This is a genomic window from Modestobacter marinus (assembly GCF_019799945.1).
Taxonomy (GTDB): Bacteria; Actinomycetota; Actinomycetes; order Mycobacteriales; family Geodermatophilaceae; genus Modestobacter; species Modestobacter marinus_B.
This window is the reverse complement of the sequence record NZ_JABGCH010000010.1, coordinates 44,863-66,106: the sequence shown is the minus strand read 5'-3', so window position 1 is coordinate 66,106 and position 21,244 is coordinate 44,863. Positions and strand designations below refer to the sequence as shown.

Annotated in this window: 21 protein-coding genes and 1 tRNA gene; 13 read left to right on the top strand and 9 right to left on the bottom strand. The window is 75.5% G+C overall.

From position 1 onward, the window contains the following. The first annotated feature begins 182 nt into the window (after positions 1 to 182). The gene (locus HK417_RS11275) at positions 183 to 2,306 is read left to right on the top strand and encodes a DEAD/DEAH box helicase (RefSeq protein ID WP_222266410.1); all 2,124 of its coding nucleotides are present in this window, start codon (positions 183 to 185) and stop codon (positions 2,304 to 2,306) included. A 131-nt stretch (positions 2,307 to 2,437) separates the two neighbouring features. On the opposite strand, the gene HK417_RS11270 is transcribed toward HK417_RS11275, so the two are convergent. The 7 genes from HK417_RS11270 to HK417_RS11245 form a co-directional block, all read right to left on the bottom strand. Beyond that, positions 2,438 to 3,580: a glycosyltransferase gene (locus tag HK417_RS11270; protein ID WP_222266408.1), complete on the bottom strand. Its 1,143-nt coding sequence runs from the start codon at positions 3,578 to 3,580 to the stop codon at positions 2,438 to 2,440. Between the two features lie 247 nt (positions 3,581 to 3,827). Continuing rightward, positions 3,828 to 4,295 (bottom strand): hypothetical protein, encoded by a 468-nt coding sequence (locus HK417_RS11265; protein ID WP_222266406.1) that lies wholly within the window; start codon positions 4,293 to 4,295, stop codon positions 3,828 to 3,830. After that, positions 4,292 to 4,417, bottom strand: a complete 126-nt coding sequence (locus HK417_RS25335) for a hypothetical protein (RefSeq protein ID WP_261326380.1) — start codon at positions 4,415 to 4,417, stop codon at positions 4,292 to 4,294. The genes HK417_RS11265 and HK417_RS25335 overlap by 4 nt, the downstream gene beginning before the upstream one ends. 210 nt (positions 4,418 to 4,627) lie before the next feature. After that, complete coding sequence (locus tag HK417_RS11260) at positions 4,628 to 5,278, bottom strand: arsenate reductase/protein-tyrosine-phosphatase family protein (protein ID WP_222266404.1); 651 nt, start codon at positions 5,276 to 5,278, stop codon at positions 4,628 to 4,630. Positions 5,279 to 5,377: 99 nt separating this feature from the next. Beyond that, complete coding sequence (locus HK417_RS11255; RefSeq protein ID WP_222266402.1) at positions 5,378 to 6,088, bottom strand: head GIN domain-containing protein; 711 nt, start codon at positions 6,086 to 6,088, stop codon at positions 5,378 to 5,380. A 26-nt stretch (positions 6,089 to 6,114) separates the two neighbouring features. Then, on the bottom strand, positions 6,115 to 7,065 hold the full coding sequence (locus HK417_RS11250; RefSeq protein ID WP_222266399.1) for a ketopantoate reductase family protein: 951 nt from the start codon (positions 7,063 to 7,065) through the stop codon (positions 6,115 to 6,117). A 63-nt stretch (positions 7,066 to 7,128) separates the two neighbouring features. After that, positions 7,129 to 10,059, bottom strand: a complete 2,931-nt coding sequence (locus HK417_RS11245; RefSeq protein ID WP_222266397.1) for an AfsR/SARP family transcriptional regulator — start codon at positions 10,057 to 10,059, stop codon at positions 7,129 to 7,131. A 171-nt stretch (positions 10,060 to 10,230) separates the two neighbouring features. Here HK417_RS11245 and HK417_RS11240 point away from each other — a divergent pair, with 171 nt between their 5' ends. From HK417_RS11240 to HK417_RS26440, 3 genes are all read left to right on the top strand, one after another. Continuing rightward, complete coding sequence (locus tag HK417_RS11240; protein ID WP_222266395.1) at positions 10,231 to 11,049, top strand: alpha/beta fold hydrolase; 819 nt, start codon at positions 10,231 to 10,233, stop codon at positions 11,047 to 11,049. Positions 11,050 to 11,342: 293 nt separating this feature from the next. Next, complete coding sequence (locus HK417_RS26445) at positions 11,343 to 11,750, top strand: methyltransferase (RefSeq protein WP_222266393.1); 408 nt, start codon at positions 11,343 to 11,345, stop codon at positions 11,748 to 11,750. Continuing rightward, on the top strand, positions 11,747 to 12,202 hold the full coding sequence (locus HK417_RS26440) for a methyltransferase domain-containing protein (protein WP_222266392.1): 456 nt from the start codon (positions 11,747 to 11,749) through the stop codon (positions 12,200 to 12,202). The genes HK417_RS26445 and HK417_RS26440 overlap by 4 nt, the downstream gene beginning before the upstream one ends. Here the strand turns inward: HK417_RS26440 and HK417_RS11225 are convergent. Next, positions 12,148 to 12,915 carry a DUF6544 family protein gene (locus tag HK417_RS11225; protein WP_222266390.1) on the bottom strand — a complete coding sequence of 256 codons (768 nt, stop codon included), beginning with the start codon at positions 12,913 to 12,915 and terminating at the stop codon, positions 12,148 to 12,150. The genes HK417_RS26440 and HK417_RS11225 overlap by 55 nt on opposite strands. A gap of 50 nt (positions 12,916 to 12,965) precedes the next feature. On the opposite strand from HK417_RS11225, the gene sigJ reads away from it, so the two are divergent. From sigJ to HK417_RS26135, 9 genes are all read left to right on the top strand, one after another. Then, positions 12,966 to 13,880 (top strand): RNA polymerase sigma factor SigJ, encoded by a 915-nt coding sequence (sigJ, locus tag HK417_RS11220; protein ID WP_222266387.1) that lies wholly within the window; start codon positions 12,966 to 12,968, stop codon positions 13,878 to 13,880. Positions 13,881 to 13,897: 17 nt separating this feature from the next. Further along, positions 13,898 to 14,650 carry an SDR family oxidoreductase gene (locus HK417_RS11215; RefSeq protein WP_222266385.1) on the top strand — a complete coding sequence of 251 codons (753 nt, stop codon included), beginning with the start codon at positions 13,898 to 13,900 and terminating at the stop codon, positions 14,648 to 14,650. Continuing rightward, complete coding sequence (locus HK417_RS11210; protein ID WP_222266383.1) at positions 14,647 to 14,892, top strand: hypothetical protein; 246 nt, start codon at positions 14,647 to 14,649, stop codon at positions 14,890 to 14,892. Before HK417_RS11215 ends, HK417_RS11210 begins: the two co-directional genes overlap by 4 nt. Next, positions 14,871 to 15,131 (top strand): hypothetical protein, encoded by a 261-nt coding sequence (locus HK417_RS11205; protein WP_222266381.1) that lies wholly within the window; start codon positions 14,871 to 14,873, stop codon positions 15,129 to 15,131. Before HK417_RS11210 ends, HK417_RS11205 begins: the two co-directional genes overlap by 22 nt. Then, a tRNA-Met gene (locus HK417_RS11200) sits at positions 15,109 to 15,185 on the top strand. The genes HK417_RS11205 and HK417_RS11200 overlap by 23 nt, the downstream gene beginning before the upstream one ends. A 91-nt stretch (positions 15,186 to 15,276) precedes the next feature. Beyond that, positions 15,277 to 16,434, top strand: coding sequence for a galactose-1-phosphate uridylyltransferase (gene galT, locus HK417_RS11195; protein WP_222266379.1), 1,158 nt, complete (start codon positions 15,277 to 15,279; stop codon positions 16,432 to 16,434). Positions 16,435 to 16,513: 79 nt separating this feature from the next. Beyond that, entirely contained in the window at positions 16,514 to 17,677 is a 1,164-nt protein-coding gene (gene galK / locus HK417_RS11190; RefSeq protein ID WP_222266377.1) for a galactokinase, read from the top strand. 72 nt (positions 17,678 to 17,749) lie between these two features. Beyond that, the gene (locus HK417_RS11185) at positions 17,750 to 18,622 is read left to right on the top strand and encodes a polysaccharide pyruvyl transferase family protein (protein WP_222266375.1); all 873 of its coding nucleotides are present in this window, start codon (positions 17,750 to 17,752) and stop codon (positions 18,620 to 18,622) included. Positions 18,623 to 18,679: 57 nt separating this feature from the next. Beyond that, positions 18,680 to 19,966, top strand: coding sequence for a cytochrome P450 (locus HK417_RS26135; RefSeq protein ID WP_222266373.1), 1,287 nt, complete (start codon positions 18,680 to 18,682; stop codon positions 19,964 to 19,966). A 371-nt stretch (positions 19,967 to 20,337) separates the two neighbouring features. Here the strand turns inward: HK417_RS26135 and HK417_RS11175 are convergent, their stop codons facing one another. Continuing rightward, entirely contained in the window at positions 20,338 to 21,201 is an 864-nt protein-coding gene (locus HK417_RS11175) for a glycosyltransferase family 2 protein (protein ID WP_222266371.1), read from the bottom strand. Positions 21,202 to 21,244: the final 43 nt, after the last annotated feature.

Here is a 21,244-nt window from a genome sequence, read left to right as displayed (position 1 = left end):
CGGTCCCCACCGTGGACGGGTTGCGGCCCCGAGGCGCGATCTCCGCAGATCGGTGGGCCGGGTCGCGTGCGCGGGGCAGTTCCCCGGGCCCGCGCCGCGCGACGTTCTCGCCGCGACGGCGGGACCGTGTGCGGCATCCGGCCGCCGCGGCAGCCGTGCCGGGCATCCAGGAGGAGGAGTTCGTGGCTCGAGGAGGCCAGCGCCCGACGGGCACTCGCCGTACCGCCCCGCGGGACGAGCGACGCGCCCGCGACCGCGGCGACGTGCTGTCGGGGCTCGCCCGGGCCGTCCGGGACGTCGAGGCGGCCGCCCAGCGCGGCCCCGTGACACCCGCCGTGCGCACGAGGTTCCAGGCCGTCGCGCTGGAGCTGCGGGAGGAGCGCGCGCGGGTCCGGGGAGACCGGACCAGCAGCGAGAGCCACCGGGCGGAGCAGCTCAAACGCCTCGACGGGATCGCGACCGTGCTGGCGAGGACCGCCGTGCGCGACCCCGCGCTCCTCGCGCTGCTCGCCTCGGACGCCGTCGCCGCCGACCCCGCCCGGTCGGTCGGGCGGGACCTGCGCGGCGTCGTCGGTGTCGGGGCCACCGACGGAGCGGCGCCGACGGTGCGCGCGGAGGCCTCCGCCGCGCCCGAGCGGCGGGTCGTGCCGCAGTCGGTCGTCTCACGGCAGCTGGCCAACCCCTTCCTCGCCCCCGACTACGACTCCGTCCGGCAGAGCAGCAGGGCCCGGCCGCAGCGGCTGGCCGGGTGGGAGCTGCTCGGCCCGCTGCTCAGTTCCTTCGAGCGCGCCGGCGGCGGAGCTCCGGCGTGCATGGACCTGCCCGCGCCGTCCGACCGGCACGCGGCGGGCGGTCGTGAGCTGATGCCGCACCAGGCGCAACTGGTCGCCGCAGCGGCCGCCGGCCACCGGACCTTCCTGCTCGCCGACGAGCCCGGCCTGGGCAAGACGGCGCAGGCGCTGCTCGCCGCGGAGGCGGCGAACGCGTATCCGCTGCTCGTGGTCGTACCGAGCGTCGTCAAGACCAACTGGGCGCGCGAAGCCGGCCTCTGGACGCCGCACCGCTCGGCCACCGTGGTCCACGGCAACGGTGACACGGTCAACGGCTTCGCCGACGTCGTCGTCGTCAACTACGAGGTGCTCGACCGCCACGTGGGCTGGTTCGGCGAGTTCGGCTTCCGTGGCATGGTCGTCGACGAGGCGCACTTCATCAAGAACAAGACCTCCCAGCGCTCGCAGCACGTCCTGGAGCTTTCCGAGCGCATCCGGTCCCGCACCGCGCGCCCCCTGCTCATGGCCCTCACCGGCACCCCGCTGATCAACGACATCGACGACTTCCGGGCCATCTGGCAGTTCCTCGGCTGGATCGACGAGACCAAGCCGCTCGCCGACCTGATGGACGCGCTCGAGGAGACCGGCCTGTCGCCGGCGGACCCCGGCTTCCACCCCGCCGCTCGCCGGTGCGTGATCGACCTGGGCGTCGTCCGTCGCCGCAAGGTCGACGTGGCCGCCGACATCCCCGCCCGCCGGATCGCGGACCTCCCCGTCGAGCTGGACGACAAGGCCGGCCGTTCGATCCGGGCGGCCGAGCGCGACCTCGCCCGGCGGCTGGTGTCGCGGTACGAGAGCGCGCTCGCGAGCCGCGCGTCCGGTGCCCCCGTCGAGGGGATCGACCACGACCTCGTGCGCCGGGTGGCCCGGTGGGAGCTGAAGGACGCGACCACGGCGGAGGCCGGCGAGAACGTGTTCGGCATGATGCGGCGCATCGGCCAGGCGAAGGCCGGCCTCGCCGCCGACTACACCGCCCAGCTCGCGCGCAGCGCCGGCAAGGTCGTCTTCTTCGCCAAGCACGTCGACGTGATGGATGCCGCCGAGGAGACCTTCGCCAAGCTCGGGATCCGGTTCTCGTCGATCCGTGGTGACCAGACGCCCACCGCCCGGCAGAAGCACATCGACGCCTTCGTCAACGATCCCGGCGTCGCCGTCGCCGTCTGCTCTCTCACCGCGGCCGGCGTGGGGATCAATCTGCAGGTCGCCTCCAACATCGTGCTCGCCGAGCTCTCCTGGACCGACGCGGAGCAGACCCAGGCCATCGACCGCAGCCACCGGATCGGGCAGACCGAACCCGTCACCGCGTGGCGCATCATCGCTGCGCAGACCATCGACGCGCGGATCGCCGAGCTGATCGACAGCAAGGCGGGGCTCGCCGCCCGGGCGCTCGACGGCTCCGACGAGGAGGTGCAGTCGTCGGCCGACGTCCAGCACGAGGCGCTCGTCGCGCTGCTGACGGACGCGCTGACGCCGTAGCCGTAGCGGTCACGCTGACCGGCGCGCGCTGCCGGGCCGCCAAGCACCTGCGGTGCTGTGCAGCACGGTCGGCACCGGGTGCTCCCGCGGTGCGGGGACACGCCCATCTCTGGCCGGCGCCGGTCGGGCGCTCAGCGGATGAGGCGCTCGAGCAGGTCGACGGCCTGCGCCGTGGTCGGCAGTGCCCTGGCTCGTCGAGCGAGCTCCCGGGCGGCGGCCCGCTCGGGGCAGTCACCGGCGAGCAGGTGCAGGGCGTCGCTCCGCACCTCGCCCGGCGTGCAGGTCAGCGGGTCGAGCACGCGGCACACGCCCAGAGCACGGCCACGGTCGGCAACCCACGGCTGGTCGGCACCCATCGGCAGCAGCAGGGAGGGCAGCCCGAGGGCGAGGGTCGCGACGACGGTGCCGGAACCGGCGTGCGACACGACCAGATCCCGGTCAGCCAACGCCTCGGCGAGCGGGACGAAGCGCTCGATCCGGACGTTCGCCGGCTGCGGGCCCAGCTCGGCGGGGTCGAGCTGCCGGCCCACCGTGACCAGCACGTCGACGTCAGGCTCGTGCAGCCCTGCCAGCAACCGCGGGAAGAGGTCGCCCGACTCTTGGGCGAAGATCGTCCCCAGCGTCACGTACACCGACTTTCGGCGCGGCCGGGGCGGTGCCGGGCCGGCTGGCACGGCCTCGTCCAGGATCGGCGGCCGGACGGCAACCGCGGTGCTCGGCAACGGGTCCGTCGGGTCGCGCAGCCCGGGCGGCACCGGCTCGAGAGTCAGGTCGCCGTGCAGCCCGGCCCGCTCATCGGGCGGCAGGCCGTAAAGGCTGCGCAGTTCCCGCAGCGGTGCCCGCTGCAGGTCAGCGTCGAGCGCCCCGCCGACGGCGAGGACGATGACGTCGGCGCACGGCACCCCCGCTGCCTCGGCCGCCACGCCGACACCGACGTCGACCTCATCACGCAGTACCAGGTCGGGACGCCAGCCGTCGATGAGCCCGCCGGTCCGTGCGGCACGTTCGGTGCCCACCTGACCGATGAAGAAGTCGGTGACCACTCGCTGTTCCCGCGACCGGTCGACGAGCCCCAGTGGGCGTCGTTCGTCGGGTGGCAGCAGGGTCGGCCCGCCGGTGTCGGCGGCCGGGAAACCCTCAGCCTCGACCGGGGCCACCATCGCCGACTGGCAGGCGTAGCGGACCTGGTGGCCGCGGGCACGCAACTCGCGCGCGTAGGGCAGGGTGGGCAGGAAGTGCCCGGTGCCCCCGGCGAAGGTGACCAGGACGCGCATGGAGGCACTCCCTCCCGGGGCGGCGGGCCCGGCCGCTCGCCCCAGTTCTCGTCGGTCGGCTCGGGTGGTGTCGGTGCGGCTCGGCAGCCGCAACTCTCGGGCTGCCCACGACACCGTGCCGGACCACGCCAGCAAGGTCGAGCCACGGCGGGCCCCTCGTACGAGCCACTCAGATCGGCGGGTCGGCCGGGGCCGCGAGCAGTGGCGGGATCGTCCCCGCACGTCCGCCGGGCCCGAGGCGCAGGTGCTATGCGATCGGGTGGGTCGCCCGTCGCCAAGGATCGCCCTGCGCCACGACGTATCGCCGCCAGACGTGTCGCCACGGGACCACGGCCACGATGACGACGACCAGCGAGCAGTTGACGATCACTTCGCTCATGGCCTCGTCCATGTCACCGGCCGCCACCACGGGGGCGGCTACGACGGTCAGCCAGATCAGCTTCCACAGCACCTCGAACAGCAGGATCGGCAGCAGCCGGACGGGATACCGCAGCCCCAGCAAGGCCAGGACCGACATCGCGGTGAGCAGGACGGCGACGACTCCCTCGTACAGCGGCATCGAGGGGTCGTAGCCGATGACGTCCGGCCACTTGACCACCGCGAGACCGATGCCCATGACGGCGTATCCGACCCGCATGAGGTTCACGCGCCAGAGCGGCAGGTCGTCCACGACGCCAGGGCCGGCGGCGCGGGCGAGCCTGGCGGTGACGGTCATGCCCGATCTCCTCGCTGGGAGTGGCCGTGGGTCCGGGTGCCCGGGTCGACGCTGGCGATGGGGACCGGGTCCACGGCCGTGTGCGGGTCGTGCCGCTGGCTGAGCTGCTCCATGAGGACCATGTGTTCGAGCGTGCTGTCCAGGCGTCACCCGCACATCGGGCTTCGGTCGATGCACGATTCACCAAGGTCGGCGGTCCTCCCGACTTTGGTCTCGTGGTCGCTGTGCGTCCCTGGGGCCACGTGCTCATGCTCCCGGCGATGGCCGCGGCGATGCTGCTCCGGCCGGCCGAGTACGCGCCCTGCTGAACCTTTGACCGCCCGCGGCCGGGCTCAGGCGGTGAGGTCGTCCAGCAGGGAGCGGATCCGGCGGTCCAGCTCGTCGCGCAGCTCCCGCACCTCCTCCAGGGGCCGGCCCGCCGGGTCCGGCAGGTCCCAGTCCACGTAGCGGGCGCCGGGGACGTCCGGGCGGGCGTCCGCGGCGCCGATGTTCACCACGACGTCCGCCTGGCGGATCAGCGCGTCGGACGGCGGCTCGGGATAGGGCTCGGCGAGGGGGACCCCCAGCTCGGCGAGTGCCTGGACCGCGACCGGGTTGAGCCGCCCGGTCGGCTCGGTGCCGGTCGAGCGGACGTCGACCCGGCCCTGCGCGTGGTGGTCCAGCAGGGCGGCCGCGAGCTGGGACCGGCCCTCGTTGTGACGGCAGACGAAGACCACCTTGGGCACCGGGTGCGCGGACTCGTTGCGCTGCCGGGCCAGGTCCACCAGCCGGTCCTCCGCCCGGTGCCGGGCGAGCACCGGGAGGAACGCGGTGACCCGCGCCTTCCTGATCAGCTCCTCGTACGACGAGCGGACCACGTCCTCGACCTCGTCCCGGGTGAGCACGCCGCGGTGCAGGCCGGCCAGGTCGTCGGTGAGCCGGAGGACGACGTCGTCCATCAGGTGGTCGGCGCCCCCCGGATCAGGCGTGTCGATGGCCCTCATGGCTTGATGATGCCGGAGCGCCGGGCCCCGTAGTCGCGATCAGCACCCGCTCGGCCCCTCGCCGTCCGTCCCTGCCCGTCCGTCGAGCGAGGACCCGGGCTAGCTCGGGACGACCTGGCCGGACCCCTGGACGGTGCTGGTGACCTGGGCGCCGCCGGTGTACTCGATGTCCCCGCTGCCGGTGACGACCGCGGTGAGCTGCCCGGTGACCCGCACGTCGGCGTCGCCGGAACCGCTCACGGTGACGGTGGCCTGCCGGCTGTCCAGCGACGAGCCGTCGTAGTCCCCGGACCCCTCGACCAGCACGTCCTGGACCGCGGCGGTGCCCTGGGTCTCCACGTTCCCTGAGCCGGCCAGTACGACCGCCAGCTCCTGGACCGCCACGCCGCTCACCTCGACCTCCCCGGAGCCGTTGACCGCGATCGAGAGTGCGTCGGTCGGCACCGACGCGACCTCCGCGTCACCGGATCCGTCCACGACGAGGCCGTCCAACCGGGGGAGGGTCAGGAAGTAGTGGACGTCCCCCAGCTCGAGGACCCGGCCGTCGATCCCCAGCACGAGCACCCCGCCCTCGACGTCGCTGGTCAGCCTGTCGATCACCTCGCTCCCGGCGGTCACGGTGAGCTGCGGGAGGTCGCCGGGCCCGACGGACAGGTCCCCGCTCGTCTCCAGCCGGACGCTGGTGACGCCGGCGACGGCGCGGTCCTCGGTGGTGTCGGGGCCGGGATCGGCGAACACCGAGCAGCCGGTGGCTGCGGTCAGGACGAGAACGGCGGCGGCGGGCAGCGTTGTGGTTCGGTGCTCGGTCACGGGCTCTCCAGGGGGATCGGGTCGGCTCAGGTGGCGTCCCGGAGGAGGGCGGGGCGGCCGCGGTGGCGGTCGGTGAGCAGGTCGACGTAGCGGGAGGTGACCGGCACCGGGAGGCCGTGGCGGGCGGCCGCGCGCACGACCGCGCCCGCGATGGCGTCCAGCTCGAGGGGCCGGCCGGCCTCGGCGTCCCGCTGCATCGACGACTGCAGCCCGGCCGGGATGCCGTCGAAGAAGGCCACGACGGTCGCCGCGTCGACCGCTGCGCCCTCGGCCCGGGCAACGGCGGCGGCCTCGCCGACGAGCGCGATCAGGTCGTCGCGACGTCGTTCGCGGACCTCCCCGGCCGGGGCGCCGGCGGCCGTGGTGAGCAGGGCCAGCGCGGACAGGAAGGTCAGCTTGCTCCACATCACCGTGGCCGGGTCGTCGCTGACCTGGGCGGTGACCCCGGCCTCGCCGAGGTCGTCGGCGAAGCGCCGGACGGCGACGGCCAGCCGGCCCGTCGCGGCCATCTCCACCCGCACGAACGGGCTGTCGTGCCGGATGACGCCGGGCGCCGTGCGGGTGGACTCGCACCGGATCGTGGCCGGGACAACGCCGGCCCCGGGGTAGCGGCGCTGCAGCAGGTCGACGTGCTCGACACCGTTGAGCAGGGGCACCACCAGGGCACTGCCGACCGCGTCGGCCGTAAGGCGCTCCAGCGCGTCGGCCAGCTGCGTGGCCTTGACCGCGATCAGGCAGACGTCGACGCCGTTCCCGAGTCGCCCGGCGGCCCGCACCCGGACGGAGAACGTGCCGAACTGCCGGCTCTCGACGCGGAGCCCGTCGCGGGCCAGGACGTCGACCGTGGTCGGGCCGGCCAGGCAGGTGACGTCTGCGCCGCGGCGGGCCAGCAGTCCGGCCAGCAGCCCGCCCACCCCGCCGGGACCGAGCACCGCGATGCGCTCGGCAGCACCCGGAGTGGCGGCGTCCTGGCTCATGTGCCCTCCCGTCGCACGGCGCCGGGCCCACGCTCCTCGGGTCCGCAGACCGGGGCAAGGGACTCAGCCGCTGGTCGTACGCTCGACCGTGGTCCGGATGAGCTGCCGGGCGGCGGCCAGGGCCTCCTGCAGCGACATCCGGGCCCCCTCGGCCGACGCCGCGTCGGTGGCCTCGTCGCCCAGCCGGGCGCGCACGGCGGCGAGCGCCTGCTCGAGTCGCTGCCGGTCCCGGACGAAGCCGGGCTGGTGCTGCTGGTTGCGGCGCACCGCACCGCCCAGCAGCGCGGCGTCCCGGTCCTCGCCGAGGTCCGCGAGGAGCGCCGCCAGGCTGAGCAGCACCCACCACTGCGAGGCGGTGTTGCCGAGGTCCTGCCACTGGTCGAGCAGGCGGCCGAGCTCCCGGAGCGCGACCAGAGGTGAGTCCCGCCCACCCAGCAGGGGCGCCGCCGAGCTGCGGGCCAGCATGACGAGCAGCCGGTTGTCCACCCGGGACGCGTGCTCGACCGCCGCCGTGTAGTTCGCCAGCGCGCCGGCCGGGTCGGAGTGGAGGAGGGCCTCGCCCAGGACGTAGTGCCACCACGCGAGGGCGCTCGGGTTGCCGCTCGCGCGGACGGCGTCCCGCAGGTCGGCGGTGCGGGCGGCGGCCTCGGCAGCGCCGCCGTCGTAGGTGATCACCTGGCAGACCGACAGGTCGAGCGTCAGGCCGAGGAGGGGCTCGCCCGCCCGCCGGTAGAGGCCCGCGGCCTGGCGGTAGCGCCGCACGGCCTCCTCCGTCTGACCGGCGAACATCGCCAGCGCGGCCCGCTGGTCCAGCACCCGGGCCGCGGCGGGGGAGTCCGGTCCGCCGGCGGCCGCCAGACCCCGGCTGGTCAGCTCCTCGGCGTCGGCCATCCGGCCCACCGCCCACGCGGCGGCGGCCGCGGTGGCCATGGCGTCGGGGAGCCGGGGGTGCTCGACCTCCCACCCGGCGACGGTGAGGCCCCACTCCAGCAGGTCGACCCGCTGGTGGAAGTACGCGTAGTCGTGCACGTCGCCGGCCAGCCGGACGGCGAGCGGCCGGTCGTCCCGCACCGCGTGCGCCCAGGCCGCGTGGAGGTCGGCGGTGAGGGCGCCGAGTGCGGCCACCGCCTCGGGCTCGCGGGGAGTCCACAGCAGCGCGCTCCACGCGGCCAGGCATCCCGCGGTGTCCTCCGCGTGCCGGGCGCGGACCGCGCGTCGCTCGTCGTCGCCGAGGTGCTCGGCGGCGAAGGCGCGCAGCGTCTCCAGCAGCCAGAACCGGCCGTCCCCCGCCTGCACCAGCGACTGCTCGGCCAGCCGCGCCAGCAACGGCGCGACCGCGGGCGGGGTCAGCGGCGGTCCGCCGCACACCGCCTCGGCCTGGCCCAGGGTGAACGAGGACGGGAACACCGCCAGCCGGGCGAACAGGCGCGCCTCGTCGTCGGAGAGCAGCCGGAACGACCAGTCGACGACGGCGCGCACCGAGCGGTGCCGGGCCGCGGCCGTGCGGCGTCCGCCGGACAGCAGGTCCAGGCCCTGCGCCAGGCGGGCCGCGAACTCGCGCAGCCCGAACGTCGGTGCCCGCGCGGCGCCGAGCTCGATGGCGAGCGGGAGACCGTCGAGACGGCGGCAGGTGTCCGCGATGACCGCGACGTCGTCGTCGGAGAGCGCACCGGCCTCCAGCCCCGGCGCCCGGTCGATGAACAGCTGCACCGCCGGGGTGTCCCGGGCGGCGCCGGCGGGCACGGGCAGCGGCGCGAGGACGTGCACGTGCTCGTGCCCTACGTCCAGCCGCTCCCGGCTGGTCACCAGGAGCGTGAGGTCCGGGACCTCGGCCAGCAGGCGCTCCGCGAGCGGCGCGAGGTCGGCCAGCACGGTCTCGGCGTTGTCCAGGCACAGCAGGCCGCCGGCATCGCGCAGCGCCTCGGCGAGCGCCCCGGCGGCATCGCTCCCGCGCGGGAGGTCGACCGTGGTGGCCTCCGCCAGGGAGTCCACCAGGCGCTGCGCCGTCGTCGTCGACAGGTCGGCCCACCACACCGCGGCGTCGGCGCCGGCGAGGCGGTGAGCCGCCTCCATCGCCAGCCGCGTCTTGCCGACCCCGCCCGGTCCGACCAGCGTGACGAGCCGTTGCTGTCCCAGGCAGTCGGTCAGCAGCGTCAGGTCCGTGGCCCGTCCCAGCAGCGGGCCGGGCCGCCACGGCAGCGCGCGGACCGATCCGGCCGGCGCGGGCCGCGGCGGCCGGCGGGGCGGCTCGCGGGGCGCCGGCACCGCGCCGCGCAGGATCTGGGTCTGCAGCTCCCGGAGCGACTCGCGCGGGTCCATGCCGAGCTCGTCGGCGAGCAGTTGCCGGTGCCGGCGGTAGACGTCGAGCGCCTCGGCCGCGCGACCGTCCGCGGACAGCGCCCGCATGAGCACCTCCACCGTGCGCGGCCGGTGCGGATGGCCCGCGACGAGCTGCCGGCCGGCGGCGACGGCCTCGGGGACGGCGCCGCGCGCCAGCTGCAGCGCCGCCCGCTCCTCGAGGGCGGCGATCCGCAGCTCCTCCAGCCGGATGGCCGGCGCCCGCGCGAAGCCCTCGGCGAACTCGCCGTAGGCGGGTCCACGCCACAACGCCAGCCCGCGGTCCAGCGCGGCCGCGGCCGCGTCGGGGTCGGCGGAGGCCAGCGCGCCGGCCTCCCGGTACGCCGCCTCGAACACCTCGGCATCGACCAGACCGGCGTCGACGGCCAGCTCGTAGCCCGCCGGCCGGGTCCGGACCGCGGCACCCAGCGGGCCGAGGGCGGTCCGGAGCCGGCGGACCACCTGGTGCAGCGCGTTGCCGGGGTCCTGGGGCGGGTCCTCGTCCCACAGCACCTCGATGAGGCGGTGTGCCGGGACGGTGGTGTTCGGCTGAAGGAGCAGGGCGACGAGCAGCGCGCGCAGCCGGACGCCCGGCAGGAGGATCCGCTCGTCGCCGTCCTCGACCTCGACCTCGAGCGGACCGAGGACACGGAACATGTCGGCGGCCACCTCGACGTTTGACCGGGGCAGTCTGACATGCCCGCAGGGACGGCGACACCGCGACGACACCGGGCCGACAGGGGCCCCCCGCACGCTCCTCGCATCGGTTCCCCGCGTGGCGCTCCCCGCCACCGGCCGATGTCCCCCCGATCGCAGAGGAGCACGTCCATGCCCTGGTTCCCCGGTTCCGTCGGACGCGTCCACCACACCGCCTGGCACCCCGTGGGCGGGGTGCGCGGCGTCGTCGTCCTCCTGCACGGCTACGGCGAGCACGCCGGGCTGTACGACGCCCTCGGCCGCCGGCTCGCCGCCGACGGCTGGGCGGTGCACGCGATGGACGCCTGCGGCCACGGGCGCAGCGACGGGGAGCGGGCGGTCATCGCCACGTGGGACTCCTACGTCGACGACGCCCGGCAGCTGGCCGCGATCGCGCGGGCCGAGCACCCGGCCGGTCCGCTGGTGCTCGCGGGGCACTCCGGCGGTGCGCTGGCCGCCTACCTGCTCGCCCTCCGGTCCCCGTCGATCGCGGACGCGCTGGTCCTGTCCGCGCCGCCGCTGCGCCCGCTGGCGTGGGTCGCGGAGGAGCTGGCCGGCGAGACCGCGGACGAACCGGCCGACGTCGACCCCAGCGAGATCTTCAGCACCCACCCCGAGTACGTGCACGCGCTGCTGCACGACCCGCTGACCTGGCACGGCGGGTTCCGGCACGAGACGCTGCGCGCCGTGGCCGCGACCTGGCCGGAGGTGCGGGCCGGCCTGGACGGCGGCCGCCCGGACCTCCCGGTGCTGTTCGTGCACGGTGAGGAGGACCCGGTGGTCCCGCTCGCCGACGGACTCGCCAACGCGGAGCAGCTGCCGAACGCCTCGATCGTCACCTTCCCGGGCGACCTGCACGACGTCCTCAACGAGTGCGACCGCGCCCAGGTGCACGACGCGGTGGCCCGCTTCCTGACCACGACCGTCGACGTCGCGGCCCGCGCGGCCTGACCCCGCCCGCTGAGGAGGAACAGCGATGACCACCGTCCAGGACCCCACCGCCCCGGCTGCTGTCGCGCCGACCGCCGACGAGGTGGCCGAGCGCGTGTTCCAGGCCGCGCTCGGCGCCTTCGACACGCTGACCATCTACCTCGGCGAACGGCTGGGCTGGTACCAGGCGATGGCCGGCGCGGGCCCGCTGTCCGCGGCGGAACTGGCAGGCCGCCGGCGGTCTGCTCACCGCCGTCGAGCCGGCCGGGCCGGGCGAGCCCCGCCGGTTCGAGCTGCCACCGGGAGCGGCCGAGGTGTTCACCGACCGGTCCAGCCTGGCCTACCTCGCGCCGTTGACCCGCTTCGTGGCGGCTGCGGCCGGGCAGCTGCCCGCGCTGGCGGACGCCTACCGGACCGGCTCCGGCGTGAGCCGGGCGCAGTTCGGCCCGGACGCCCGCACCGGCCAGGCCGACATGAACCGCCCCTGGTACGAGCAGGAGCTGGCTCCGGCGCTGCGCCGCGTGCCGGACCTGCACGAGCTGCTCGACCGGCCGGGCGCCCGGATCGCCGACGTCGGCTGCGGCGAGGGCTGGTCGACGGTCGCTCTCGCCCGGGCGTACCCGCGGGCGTCCGTGCGCGGCTACGACGTCGACGCCCCGTCCACCACCGCGGCGGCGCGGCACGCCGCGGGCGGCGCCTGGGTGAGCGCGTCCGGTTCGTGACCGGGGACGCCGCCACGGCGCTGCTGGAGGCGTCCGTCGACGCCGTCTTCGCCTTCGAGTGCCTCCACGACCTGCCCCATCCGGTGGACGTGCTGTCGGCGGCGCGCCGGGCGCTGCGGCCCGGGGGAGTGGTCGTCGTGATGGACGAGGCCGCCGAGGAGGAGTCCACCGCGCCGGGAAGCGACGTCGAACGGCTGCTGTACGGGTTCAGCACGCTGGTGTGCCTGCCGGACGCCCGGTCGCACCGGCCGTCGGCGGCGACCGGGACGGTGATCCGGTCGTCCACCGTGCGCGACCTCGCGCAGCGGGCCGGGTTCGCGGCCGTCGACGCCGATCGAGGGGTTCGGCTTCTGGCGCTTCTACCGCCTGCGCCCCTGACCCGGCCGGCGGGCCCGGGTCACCGGAACGTCGCTCCGGTGATCCGGGCCCGGAAGAACTCACCCTCCGCCTGACGGTCCGTGCCCCACCACCAGCCGGCACGGAGGACCGAGCCGATGGTCACGCCGGCGGAGGTCCGCTCCGCCTCGAAGGCCACCCCGAACCGGTGCCGGCCGAACGGCGCGCCGCCGGGGTTCCCCCAGCGGTCCATCTCCGCGCCGAGCAGCCGCCCGTCCGGGCCCACCTGCAGCTCGACGCGCTCGTCCTGCCCACTGACGTGCCAGGTGGCGACGACCCGGTCCTCGGCGGACCCCGGCGTCCAGGTGGCGCTGCGGAACGCCGTCGGCAGCAGGGTCGCCTCGCCGGCCAGGCGGCCCGCCGCGCTGCGCGTGACGTCCGGCCCGGACGCGGACAGCAGGGGGACGAGCCCGCCCAGCCGCCAGCGCATCTCACCCGAGCCCGAGCTGAACCGGTCGAAGCCGGTCACGGGGAGCCCGTACAGCCGCGCGGTGGCCGCCCAGACGAGACCGCGCGGCGGCGCGAGCACCTGGCGCGCGGTGAACGGGCGCCACGTGCCGATGCGGATCTCCCCGCGCATGGACAGCTCCACCGTCCGCCACAGCGGGGTCCCGGGCGCGACGGCATGGGTGAGCCAGCGGCGCGCAGCGGCGGGCAGGTCGGCGACCATCGAGGGGTCGAACGCCGCCGGCCGCTCGGTGCGGCTGCTCAGCACGCGCCAGTCCCCTGCCACACGGCGTGCCGCCCGGGGGACGTGGTCAGCCGTCACCCGCCGGACCGTAGCGCCGGAGAGGTCCCGCCCGCTGCCAGGATGACGGCGTGACGACGGCGCTCGACGACTTCCAGGCCCAGCGTCAGCGGCTGTTCGGCATCGCCTGCCGGATGCTGGGCTCGGCCGCAGACGCCGAGGACGTGGTGCAGGACGCTTGGCTGCGCTGGCGGGGCGTCGACCACGCCCGGGTGTCGGACCCGGCGGCCTACCTGGCGCGCACCGTCACCAACCTGAGCCTCACCGCGCTGACCTCGGCCCGCGCCCGCCGCGAGGTCTACGTCGGGCCGTGGCTGCCGGAACCGGTGCTGACCGGGCCCGGCGCGGAGCCGGACCTCGGCCCGCTGGAGGACGCGGTGCAGCGGGAGAGCGTCTCGTTCGCGCTGCTGGCGCTCCTGGAGCGGCTGCCCCCGGCGGAACGCGCCGCCTACGTGCTCCGCGAGGCCTTCGCGTACAGCCCGCGGGAGGTCGCCGAGCTGATCGGGACCACTGAGGCCAACGCCCGGCAGCTGCACTCGCGGGCCCGGCGGCACGTCGCCGTCGCGCAGTCCCGGGAGGTGGACGTCGCCCACTGGCAGGACCTGATCGCCCGCTTCCTCGTCGCCGCCCGGGACGGCGACCTCGGCGGGCTGGAGGCCCTGCTGACCGCGGACGTCGTGTCGCGTGCCGACGGCGGTGGCGTGGTGCACGCGGCCCGCCGCCCGGTGCGGGGGCGCAACGACGTGGCCCGCTACGTCATCGGCCTCGTCCACCGCTTCCAGCAGGGGCTGCTCCCGGCCCTCGTCGAGGTCAACGGCGCCCCGGCGGTGGCCTTCACCGACGACGGGGACCTGCGCGCCGTGCTCGTGCTGCACACCGACGGCGAGCGGTTGACCGAGCTGGACCTGGTCGTGAACCCGGAGAAGCTGACCTACGCCCACGGGCAGCTGTCACGGATCGGCGGGCTGTCCGGTCTGAGCGGGTGAGAAAGGGAGAACCACCCATGACGACCACGTTGGTCACCGGAGCGACCGGCGTCCTCGGCGTCCCCACCGTCTCGCGGCTGCGTGCCGCCGGGCACCACGTCCGCGCCCTCAGCCGGCTCAGCGGCCCCGGGCTCACGACGGGGGACCTGCTCACCGGCGCCGGTCTCCGCGAGGCGGTGGCCGGCGCGGACACGGTGCTGCACCTGGCCACCGGGCCGCGGGGCAAGGGGGACGTCGAGGCGACCCGCAGGCTGCTGGACGCCGCCACCGCCGCCGGGGTCCAGCACCTCGTGCTCATCTCCATCGTCGGGATCGACGACATACCGCTGGCCTACTACCGGGACAAGGTGGTCATCGAGCGGCTGGTCCGGGAGTCCGGCCTGCCCTCCACCGTCCTGCGGGCCACCCAGTTCCACTCCTTCGTCGAGGCCATGTTCACCGCGCAGCGCCGTTCGCCGGTCGTCGTCGCGCCGGCGATCCGCCTGCAGCCGATCGCCGTCGAGGAGGTCGCCGACCGGCTGGCCGAGCTCGCCGGCGCGGCCCCGGCCGGGCGGGTGGCCGACATCGGCGGCCCGGAGCAGCACGGTCTCCCCGAGCTGGCCCGGATGTGGGCGCGGGCCACCGGCACGCGCCGGCCGGTGCTGCCGCTGTCCCTGCCGGGCAAGCTGTTCGCCGCCTACCGGTCGGGTGCGGCGCTGGTCCCGGGGCCGGCGTTCGGACGGCAGACCTTCGCCGCCCACCTGGCCACCCGGTCGGGAGCCCTCCGGTGATCCCCTTGCTGCGGGCCGGGCTGGCGCTCCTCGCGGCCGTGCAGATCGTGCTGGGGCTGTGGACGCTGTCGTCCCCGGCGAGCTTCTACGCCGACGTGCCCACGGTCGACCTCACGCCGCCGTTCAGCGAGCACCTCTTCCGCGACTTCGGGGGCGCCACGCTCGGGCTGGCCGTCGTCCTGACGGCCGCGGCCGTGTGGACGGAGCGCGGCTGGTCGTCGTGGTGCTGCTGGCGTACCTGACGTTCGCCGTCCCTCACCTGGTGTTCCACCTCGGGCACCTGCACGGCGCGAGTGCGGCCCAGGCCGCGGCGCTGGTGGTCGTGCTCGCCGGCTCGGTGCTGCTGCCGCTGGCGCTGCTGCTCGCCTGGCTGGTGACGTGGATGCCGCCGCCGATGACCGCGGTCCCCACCCCCCTGCGCGGCGTCCTCCCGGCCTGGGGTAACCTGATCCTACCGACGCGGGGTGGAGCAGCTCGGTAGCTCGCTGGGCTCATAACCCAGAGGTCACAGGTTCAAATCCTGTCCCCGCTACCAACCGGAGGGTCCGGTCACCGCACGCGGTGACCGGACCCTCCGTCTGTCTGCCTGCCGCTGTGCCAGCGGTGGACCGGAACAGGAGGAACGGATGGGACGGGGAGCCTCGACCGCGACGTCAGCGGAGTCCGCGCCGCACCACTGGCCCGGGCAGGTCACCGAGCGGGCCATGGCCGACAGCCGGCCGATTCTCTACTTCGACGACGAGGCGACGCCGGGGCCGGTGCACGACGCCGTCGACACCCGCCCGCTGCCCGAGCCCCCACGCGCCGGCGAGGTCCGCTTCGACGTGCTGACCGGCGAGTGGGTCACCATCGCCGGGCACCGGATGAACCGGACCTTCCTGCCCAGCGCGGCGGACTGCCCGCTCTGCCCGACCCGCGACCCGGCCCGCCCCAGCGAGGTGCCCGACCGCGACTACGACGTCGCCGTCTTCGCCAACCGCTTCCCGAGCCTCGCGCCGCTGACCGTCGAACCCGGCGCACCGCAGCCGCCGGTCCTGGGCCCGGCCGACGGGACCGCCTACGGGCACTGCGACGTCGTCGTCTTCTCCAGCGACCACGCGGCGTCGGTGGTGGAGCTGCCGGCCGCGCGGATGCGCACGATCGTCGAGGCGTGGGCGCAGCGGACCGAGGCCCACTCGGCCGACCCGCGGATCGCCGAGGTCTTCGTCTTCGAGAACCGCGGCGAGGAGATCGGGGTGACGCTCAGCCACCCGCACGGGCAGATCTACGCATACCCGTTCGTCCCGCCCCGGTCGGCGCAGTTCCTCGAGCAGGCCCGCCGCCACCGGCAGGCGACCGGCAACGACCTGCTGCGCGACGTGCTCGACGCGGAGCGCTCCGAGGGCACCCGCGTGGTGCTCCGCGGTGAGCACTTCACCGCCTACGTGCCCCGCGCCGCGCGCTGGCCGGTCGAGGTGCACCTCGCGCCGCACCGCGACGTGCCCGACCTCGCCGCCCTGGACGACGCCGAGCGGGACGAGCTTGCCGGGCTCTACCAGGAGCTGCTCCGCCGCGTCGACCGCTTCCACCCCGGGGTGGACCAGGTGCCCTACATCGCCGGCTGGCACCAGGCACCGACGGGAGAGGACCGGGAGCTGGGCCGGCTGCACCTGCGGCTGTTCTCGTTGCTGCGCGCGCCGGGAAAGCTGAAGTACCTGGCCGGCTCGGAGTCCGGCATGGGTGCGTGGATCAACGACACGACGCCGGAGCGGATCGCGGACCGGCTGCGCGAGGTGGCGTCGTGAGCGGACAGCGGCGTGAGCACCGCAGCGAGGGCCAGCGAGCGAGGAGCGGAGCGCCGCGCGGGACCGAACGGGGATTGCTGTGAGCAGTGCGAAGGAGCAGGCGGAGCTCGCTGTCGCCGAGCTGCGCTCGGTCTGGGGCGTGGAGACGGACGGGGTCTGGGCCGCCCCCGGCCGGGTCAACCTGATCGGCGAGCACGTCGACTACAACGGCGGACGCTGCCTGCCCCTGGCGCTCACCCGGGTGACCGCCGCGGCGGTGCGCCGCCGGGACGACGACCGGGTGCGGCTGGCCAGCTCCGACCCGCACGCCGCGCCGTTCGAGGGCACCCTCGCCGACCTGGGCCCGGGCGCGGTCTCCGGCTGGGCCGCCTACGCCGCCGGCACCCTGTGGGCGCTGCAGCAGGCGGGCGTGGACGTGCCGGGCATGGACCTCGCCGTCAGCAGCGACGTCCCGCTGGGCGCAGGGTTGTCCAGCTCCGCGTCGCTGGAGGCGGCCGTGGCGATCGCCGCCGCCGAGCTGGCCGGCCGGGACGACGACGAGACGCTGCGCCACCTGCTCATCCGGGCCGCGATCCGGGCGGAGAACGAGGTCGTGGGCGCCGGCACTGGCGGGATGGACCAGACCGTCGCGCTGCTCGCCGAGGAGGGCTCGGCGCTGCTCATCCACACCCGGGACTTCCGCACCGAGCCGGTGCACCTGGGCCTGGCGGAGGCCGGCCTGGAGCTCATGGTCATCGACACCCGGGTGAAGCACACGCTGGCCGACGGCCAGTACGCCAAGCGCCGCGTCGACTGCGACGAGGCCGCCCGGCAGCTGGGCCTGGAGTGGCTCAGCGACGCCGGCCCGGGCGAGGTCGAGCGGCTGACCGACCCGCGCCTGCAGGCCCGGGCCCGGCACGTTATCTCGGAGAACCAGCGGGTCGACGCCGTGGTCGAGCTGGTGCGCGCCGGGCGGGTGGCCGCGATCGGCCCGCTGCTGGACGCCTCGCACGCCTCGCTGCGGAACGACTACGAGGTCTCGGCGGTGGAGCTGGACGTCGTCGTGGCCGCGGCGCGGGAAGCCGGGGCGCTGGGCGCCCGCATGGTCGGCGGCGGCTTCGGGGGCTCGGCGATCGCGCTGATCCGGCCGGAGGACGCCGAAGCGGTGAGCGACGCGGTCGTCGCCGCCTGCCGGGAGCGGGACCTGACGGAGCCGGTCACCCTGACGGTGACCTCCGGTCCGGCCGCCCGCCGGATCTCCTGAACGCCGCGACCCGGTCGCCAGGCACTGAGCCCCCCTCCGAGGTGCTGCCGCCCGCCTGACAGGGTGGGACCCATGCGTGTCCTGGTCGCCGGGTGGTTCAGCTTCGACGAGGTGGTCGCCACCATCGGCGACGAGCTGGGAGCCGACGTCGTCGTCGGCTGGCTCACCGAGCTGGGCATCGAGCACGACGTCGCCTGGGCGCCCTACCTGCAGCGGGGTCCGCACTGGCGTGACCTGGACGCCGCGCAGTACACGCACCTGGTGTTCGTCAGCGGCCCGCTCATGGACATGCCGCTCATCCGCGAGCTGACGGCTGCCTTCGCCTCCGCCCAGCGCTGGGCGGTGAACGTCTCCGTGGTGCCCGACGATGCCCGCCCGCTGTTCCACCGGGTCTGGGAGCGGGACGGCGCCGGCACGTCCCGGCCGGACCTGGCCATCGCCACCACCACGCCGGACGTCCCGGTCGTCGCCGTCGCCTTCGCGCCGGCGCAGGAGGAGTACGGCAGCCGCAGCCGGGCCGCCGAGGTGCGCGCGGCCATCGAGGGCTGGCTGAGGGCCCGCGGGATGCCGTGGTTCGAGCTGGACATGGACCTGTACGACAAGCCGTACGAGCGGTTCCCGTCGCAGGTCGAGGCGCTCGTCCGGCGGGCGGACGTCGTGGTCAGCATGCGGCTGCACGCGCTGGTGCTGGGCCTGGCGCACGGCGTGCCGGTCATCGCCTGCGACGCGGTCGCGGGCGGGGCGAAGGTCAGCGCGCAGGCCGCCGCGCTGGGCTGGCCGGTGGTGCTCCGTGCCGGTGAGGTGGACGCGACGACGCTGGACGCGGCGCTGGAGCACGCGCTCTCGGGCACGCTCGGCGACGAGATCGCCGACGCCCGGCAGCGGGGCGCGGACGCGATCGCCCAGGCCCGGGAGTGGTTCACAGCGCAGCTCGCGGAGGGTTGACCGGGCCGGGCTCACCGGCCACGGTGGGCGGGCGCTCGCTCAGCCCCTGGAGGCCCCGTGTCCGTATCCGCCGTCCGGCCCGGTCTCGGCCTCGACGGGATCGACCTCTCCGACCGGGCCTTCTGGGCGCAGCCGCCGGAGATCAAGCACGCCGTGCTCGACCTGCTGCGCCAGGAGAGCCCGTTCGCCTTCTTCGACGAGCCGGTGCTCCCGTACATCCAGTCCGGCCCGGGCTACCACGCGGTCACCCGGTACGCCGACGTCGAGGCGATCAGCAGCCGGCCCGCCCTGTTCGCCTCCGGGCCCGGAGCGGTGTCCATCCAAGACATGCCGCCGGACCTCAGCGAGTTCTACGGCTCCCTGATCAGCATGGACGACCCGCGGCACGCCAAGATCCGGCGGATCGTGGCCCAGGCGTTCACGCCCCGGGTGCTGGAGCACCTGGTCGCGTCGGTGCAGTTGGTCGCCGACGACGTCGTCGTCCGGGCCCGGCGCAAGGCCGAGGACGGCGACGGCACCATCGACGTCGTGGCGGACCTCGCCGCGCCCATCCCGCTGCGGGTCATCTGCGACATGATGGGCGTCCCCGAGGGCGACCGGGCGATGGTGCTCGAGCAGTCGAACGTCATCCTCTCCGGCGGCGACCCCGACCTCGTCGAGGACGAGGAGTACGCCGTCGCCGCCTTCCTGCGGGCAGGGGAGCTCCTGGCGCGGCTGATGACCCGGCTGGCCGTCGAGCGGCGGCAGCGGCCGGCCGACGACCTGACCACCGCGCTGGTCACCGCCGAGGTCGACGGCGAGCGGCTCAGCGACCAGGAGATCGCCAGCTTCTTCATCCTGCTGCTGGTGGCGGGGAACGAGACCACCCGCACCGCCATCGCCCAGGGCGTGCTGGCGCTGGCCGAGCACCCCGACCAGCGGGACCGCTGGGCCGCCGACCCCGGCCTGACCCGGACGGCGGTGGAGGAGATCGTGCGCTGGACCAGCCCGGTCACCTGGATGCGGCGGACGGCGACGCAGGACGTCGAGCTCGCCGGACGCAGGTTCCGGGCGGGAACGAAGTTCGTGCTGTTCTACACCGCGGCCAACCGCGACCCGGCCGTCTTCCCCGATCCGCACCGCTTCGACCTGGGGCGGGACCCCAACCCGCACGTCGGCTTCGGGTCGCGGGGCCCGCACTTCTGCCTCGGCGCCCACCTGGCGCGCCGGGAGATCGGCGTGGCGTTCCGGGCCTTCTTCGACCACCTGCCGGACCTGGAGGTCACCGGCGAGCCGGACCGGCTGCGGTCCTCGTTCATCAACGGCCTCAAGCGCCTGCCGGCCCGGCTGACCGGCGTGCGCTGACCCGGGCCGGGGTCTGCTCCCTGCTGTCCGTGCTGCCAGCGCACCATCTCGGTGATCCAGATGGGCGCGAACGGGGACGTGCAGTTGGGGGGAGTCGGGTAGTCCCTGAGCGCGCGCAGCTTGCCGCGGTTCACCCCGTGGTCGTTCCCGTGCCGCTCGTTCACCTCGCGTGCCCTCGGGTCCTCGAGCGCGGCCGGCTCGGCCATCACCCCGGCCACCGTCGTCTCGGCCACCGTCGTCTCGGCCACCCGGGCCTCCTGTCGCTCCTGTGGGATCCAGCCGGAAGTGTCCTCCCGGGTGCTTGTGCTCTGAGTGCGGGTGGCACTCAGAGCACGAGCGCGCTTGGAGAACCTCAGCTGCTCAGCGGGCGGTCAGCCCAACGGCCGCTGGGCGGTGGCGAACCGGCGCTCCAGCTCGGGCGACACCGGCCGGCGCTGCCGCAGGGCGCGGGGGAGCAGCCGGGCGACGCCGAGCAGCGCCCGGCGGGCGGCCCCGTCGCGGGGAGCCCGGCGGATCAGCCGGCCGGTCGCGGCCAGCGCCACCGGCAGCGGCCGGCGCAGCCAGTCGACGAGCACGTCGTTGCGGGTCTGCAGCGCCCAGCGCTGCGGGGTGGGCCGGTCCGGGCCGGCCGGGGCGTGCCAGGCGACGACGTCCTCGGCGAAGACCAGCTGCCGGCCCGTCGCGGCGAGGTCCAGGGCCAGCAGGTGCTCCTCGCCGCCGAAGAACAGCAGCGGGGAGAACCCACCGACGGCGAGGTAGGCGTCCCGGCGGACGACGGCGGCGAACGCCGGGAAGCTGAGGACGTCGGGCCCCGGGGCGCCGGGGGAGCGGCCCAGCACCGCCGCCCGGTGCTTCCGCGTGACGGCGTCCTCCGACCCGTCGTCGGCCAGCCGCACCCGGCCGACGACGACCGCGGCCCGCGGGTGGGCGTCGAGCAGGTCGGCGGCGCGATCGAGGGCGCCGGGCTCCCACCAGGAGTCGTCGTCGGCGAAGGCGACGTACCGCGTCGACGTGCGGCGCACGCCGTCGGTGCGGGCGACCGCGCCCGCGTTGGCCGGCAGCTCGACGAGCTCGACCCGGGGGTGCTCGGCGCGCACTGCGGCGACGGTGCCGTCGGCGGAGGCGTTGTCGACCACCACCACCGGCGGGCCGTGCGGCCGGTCCAGGTGGGCGAGCGAGCGGAGCAGCGACTCCCGCCGGTCCCGGGTGGCGACGACGACGCTGACGCGGTGCACCCCCGCTGTCTACCGGAGGGGCTCCTGCGCCCGGCGGGGGGCG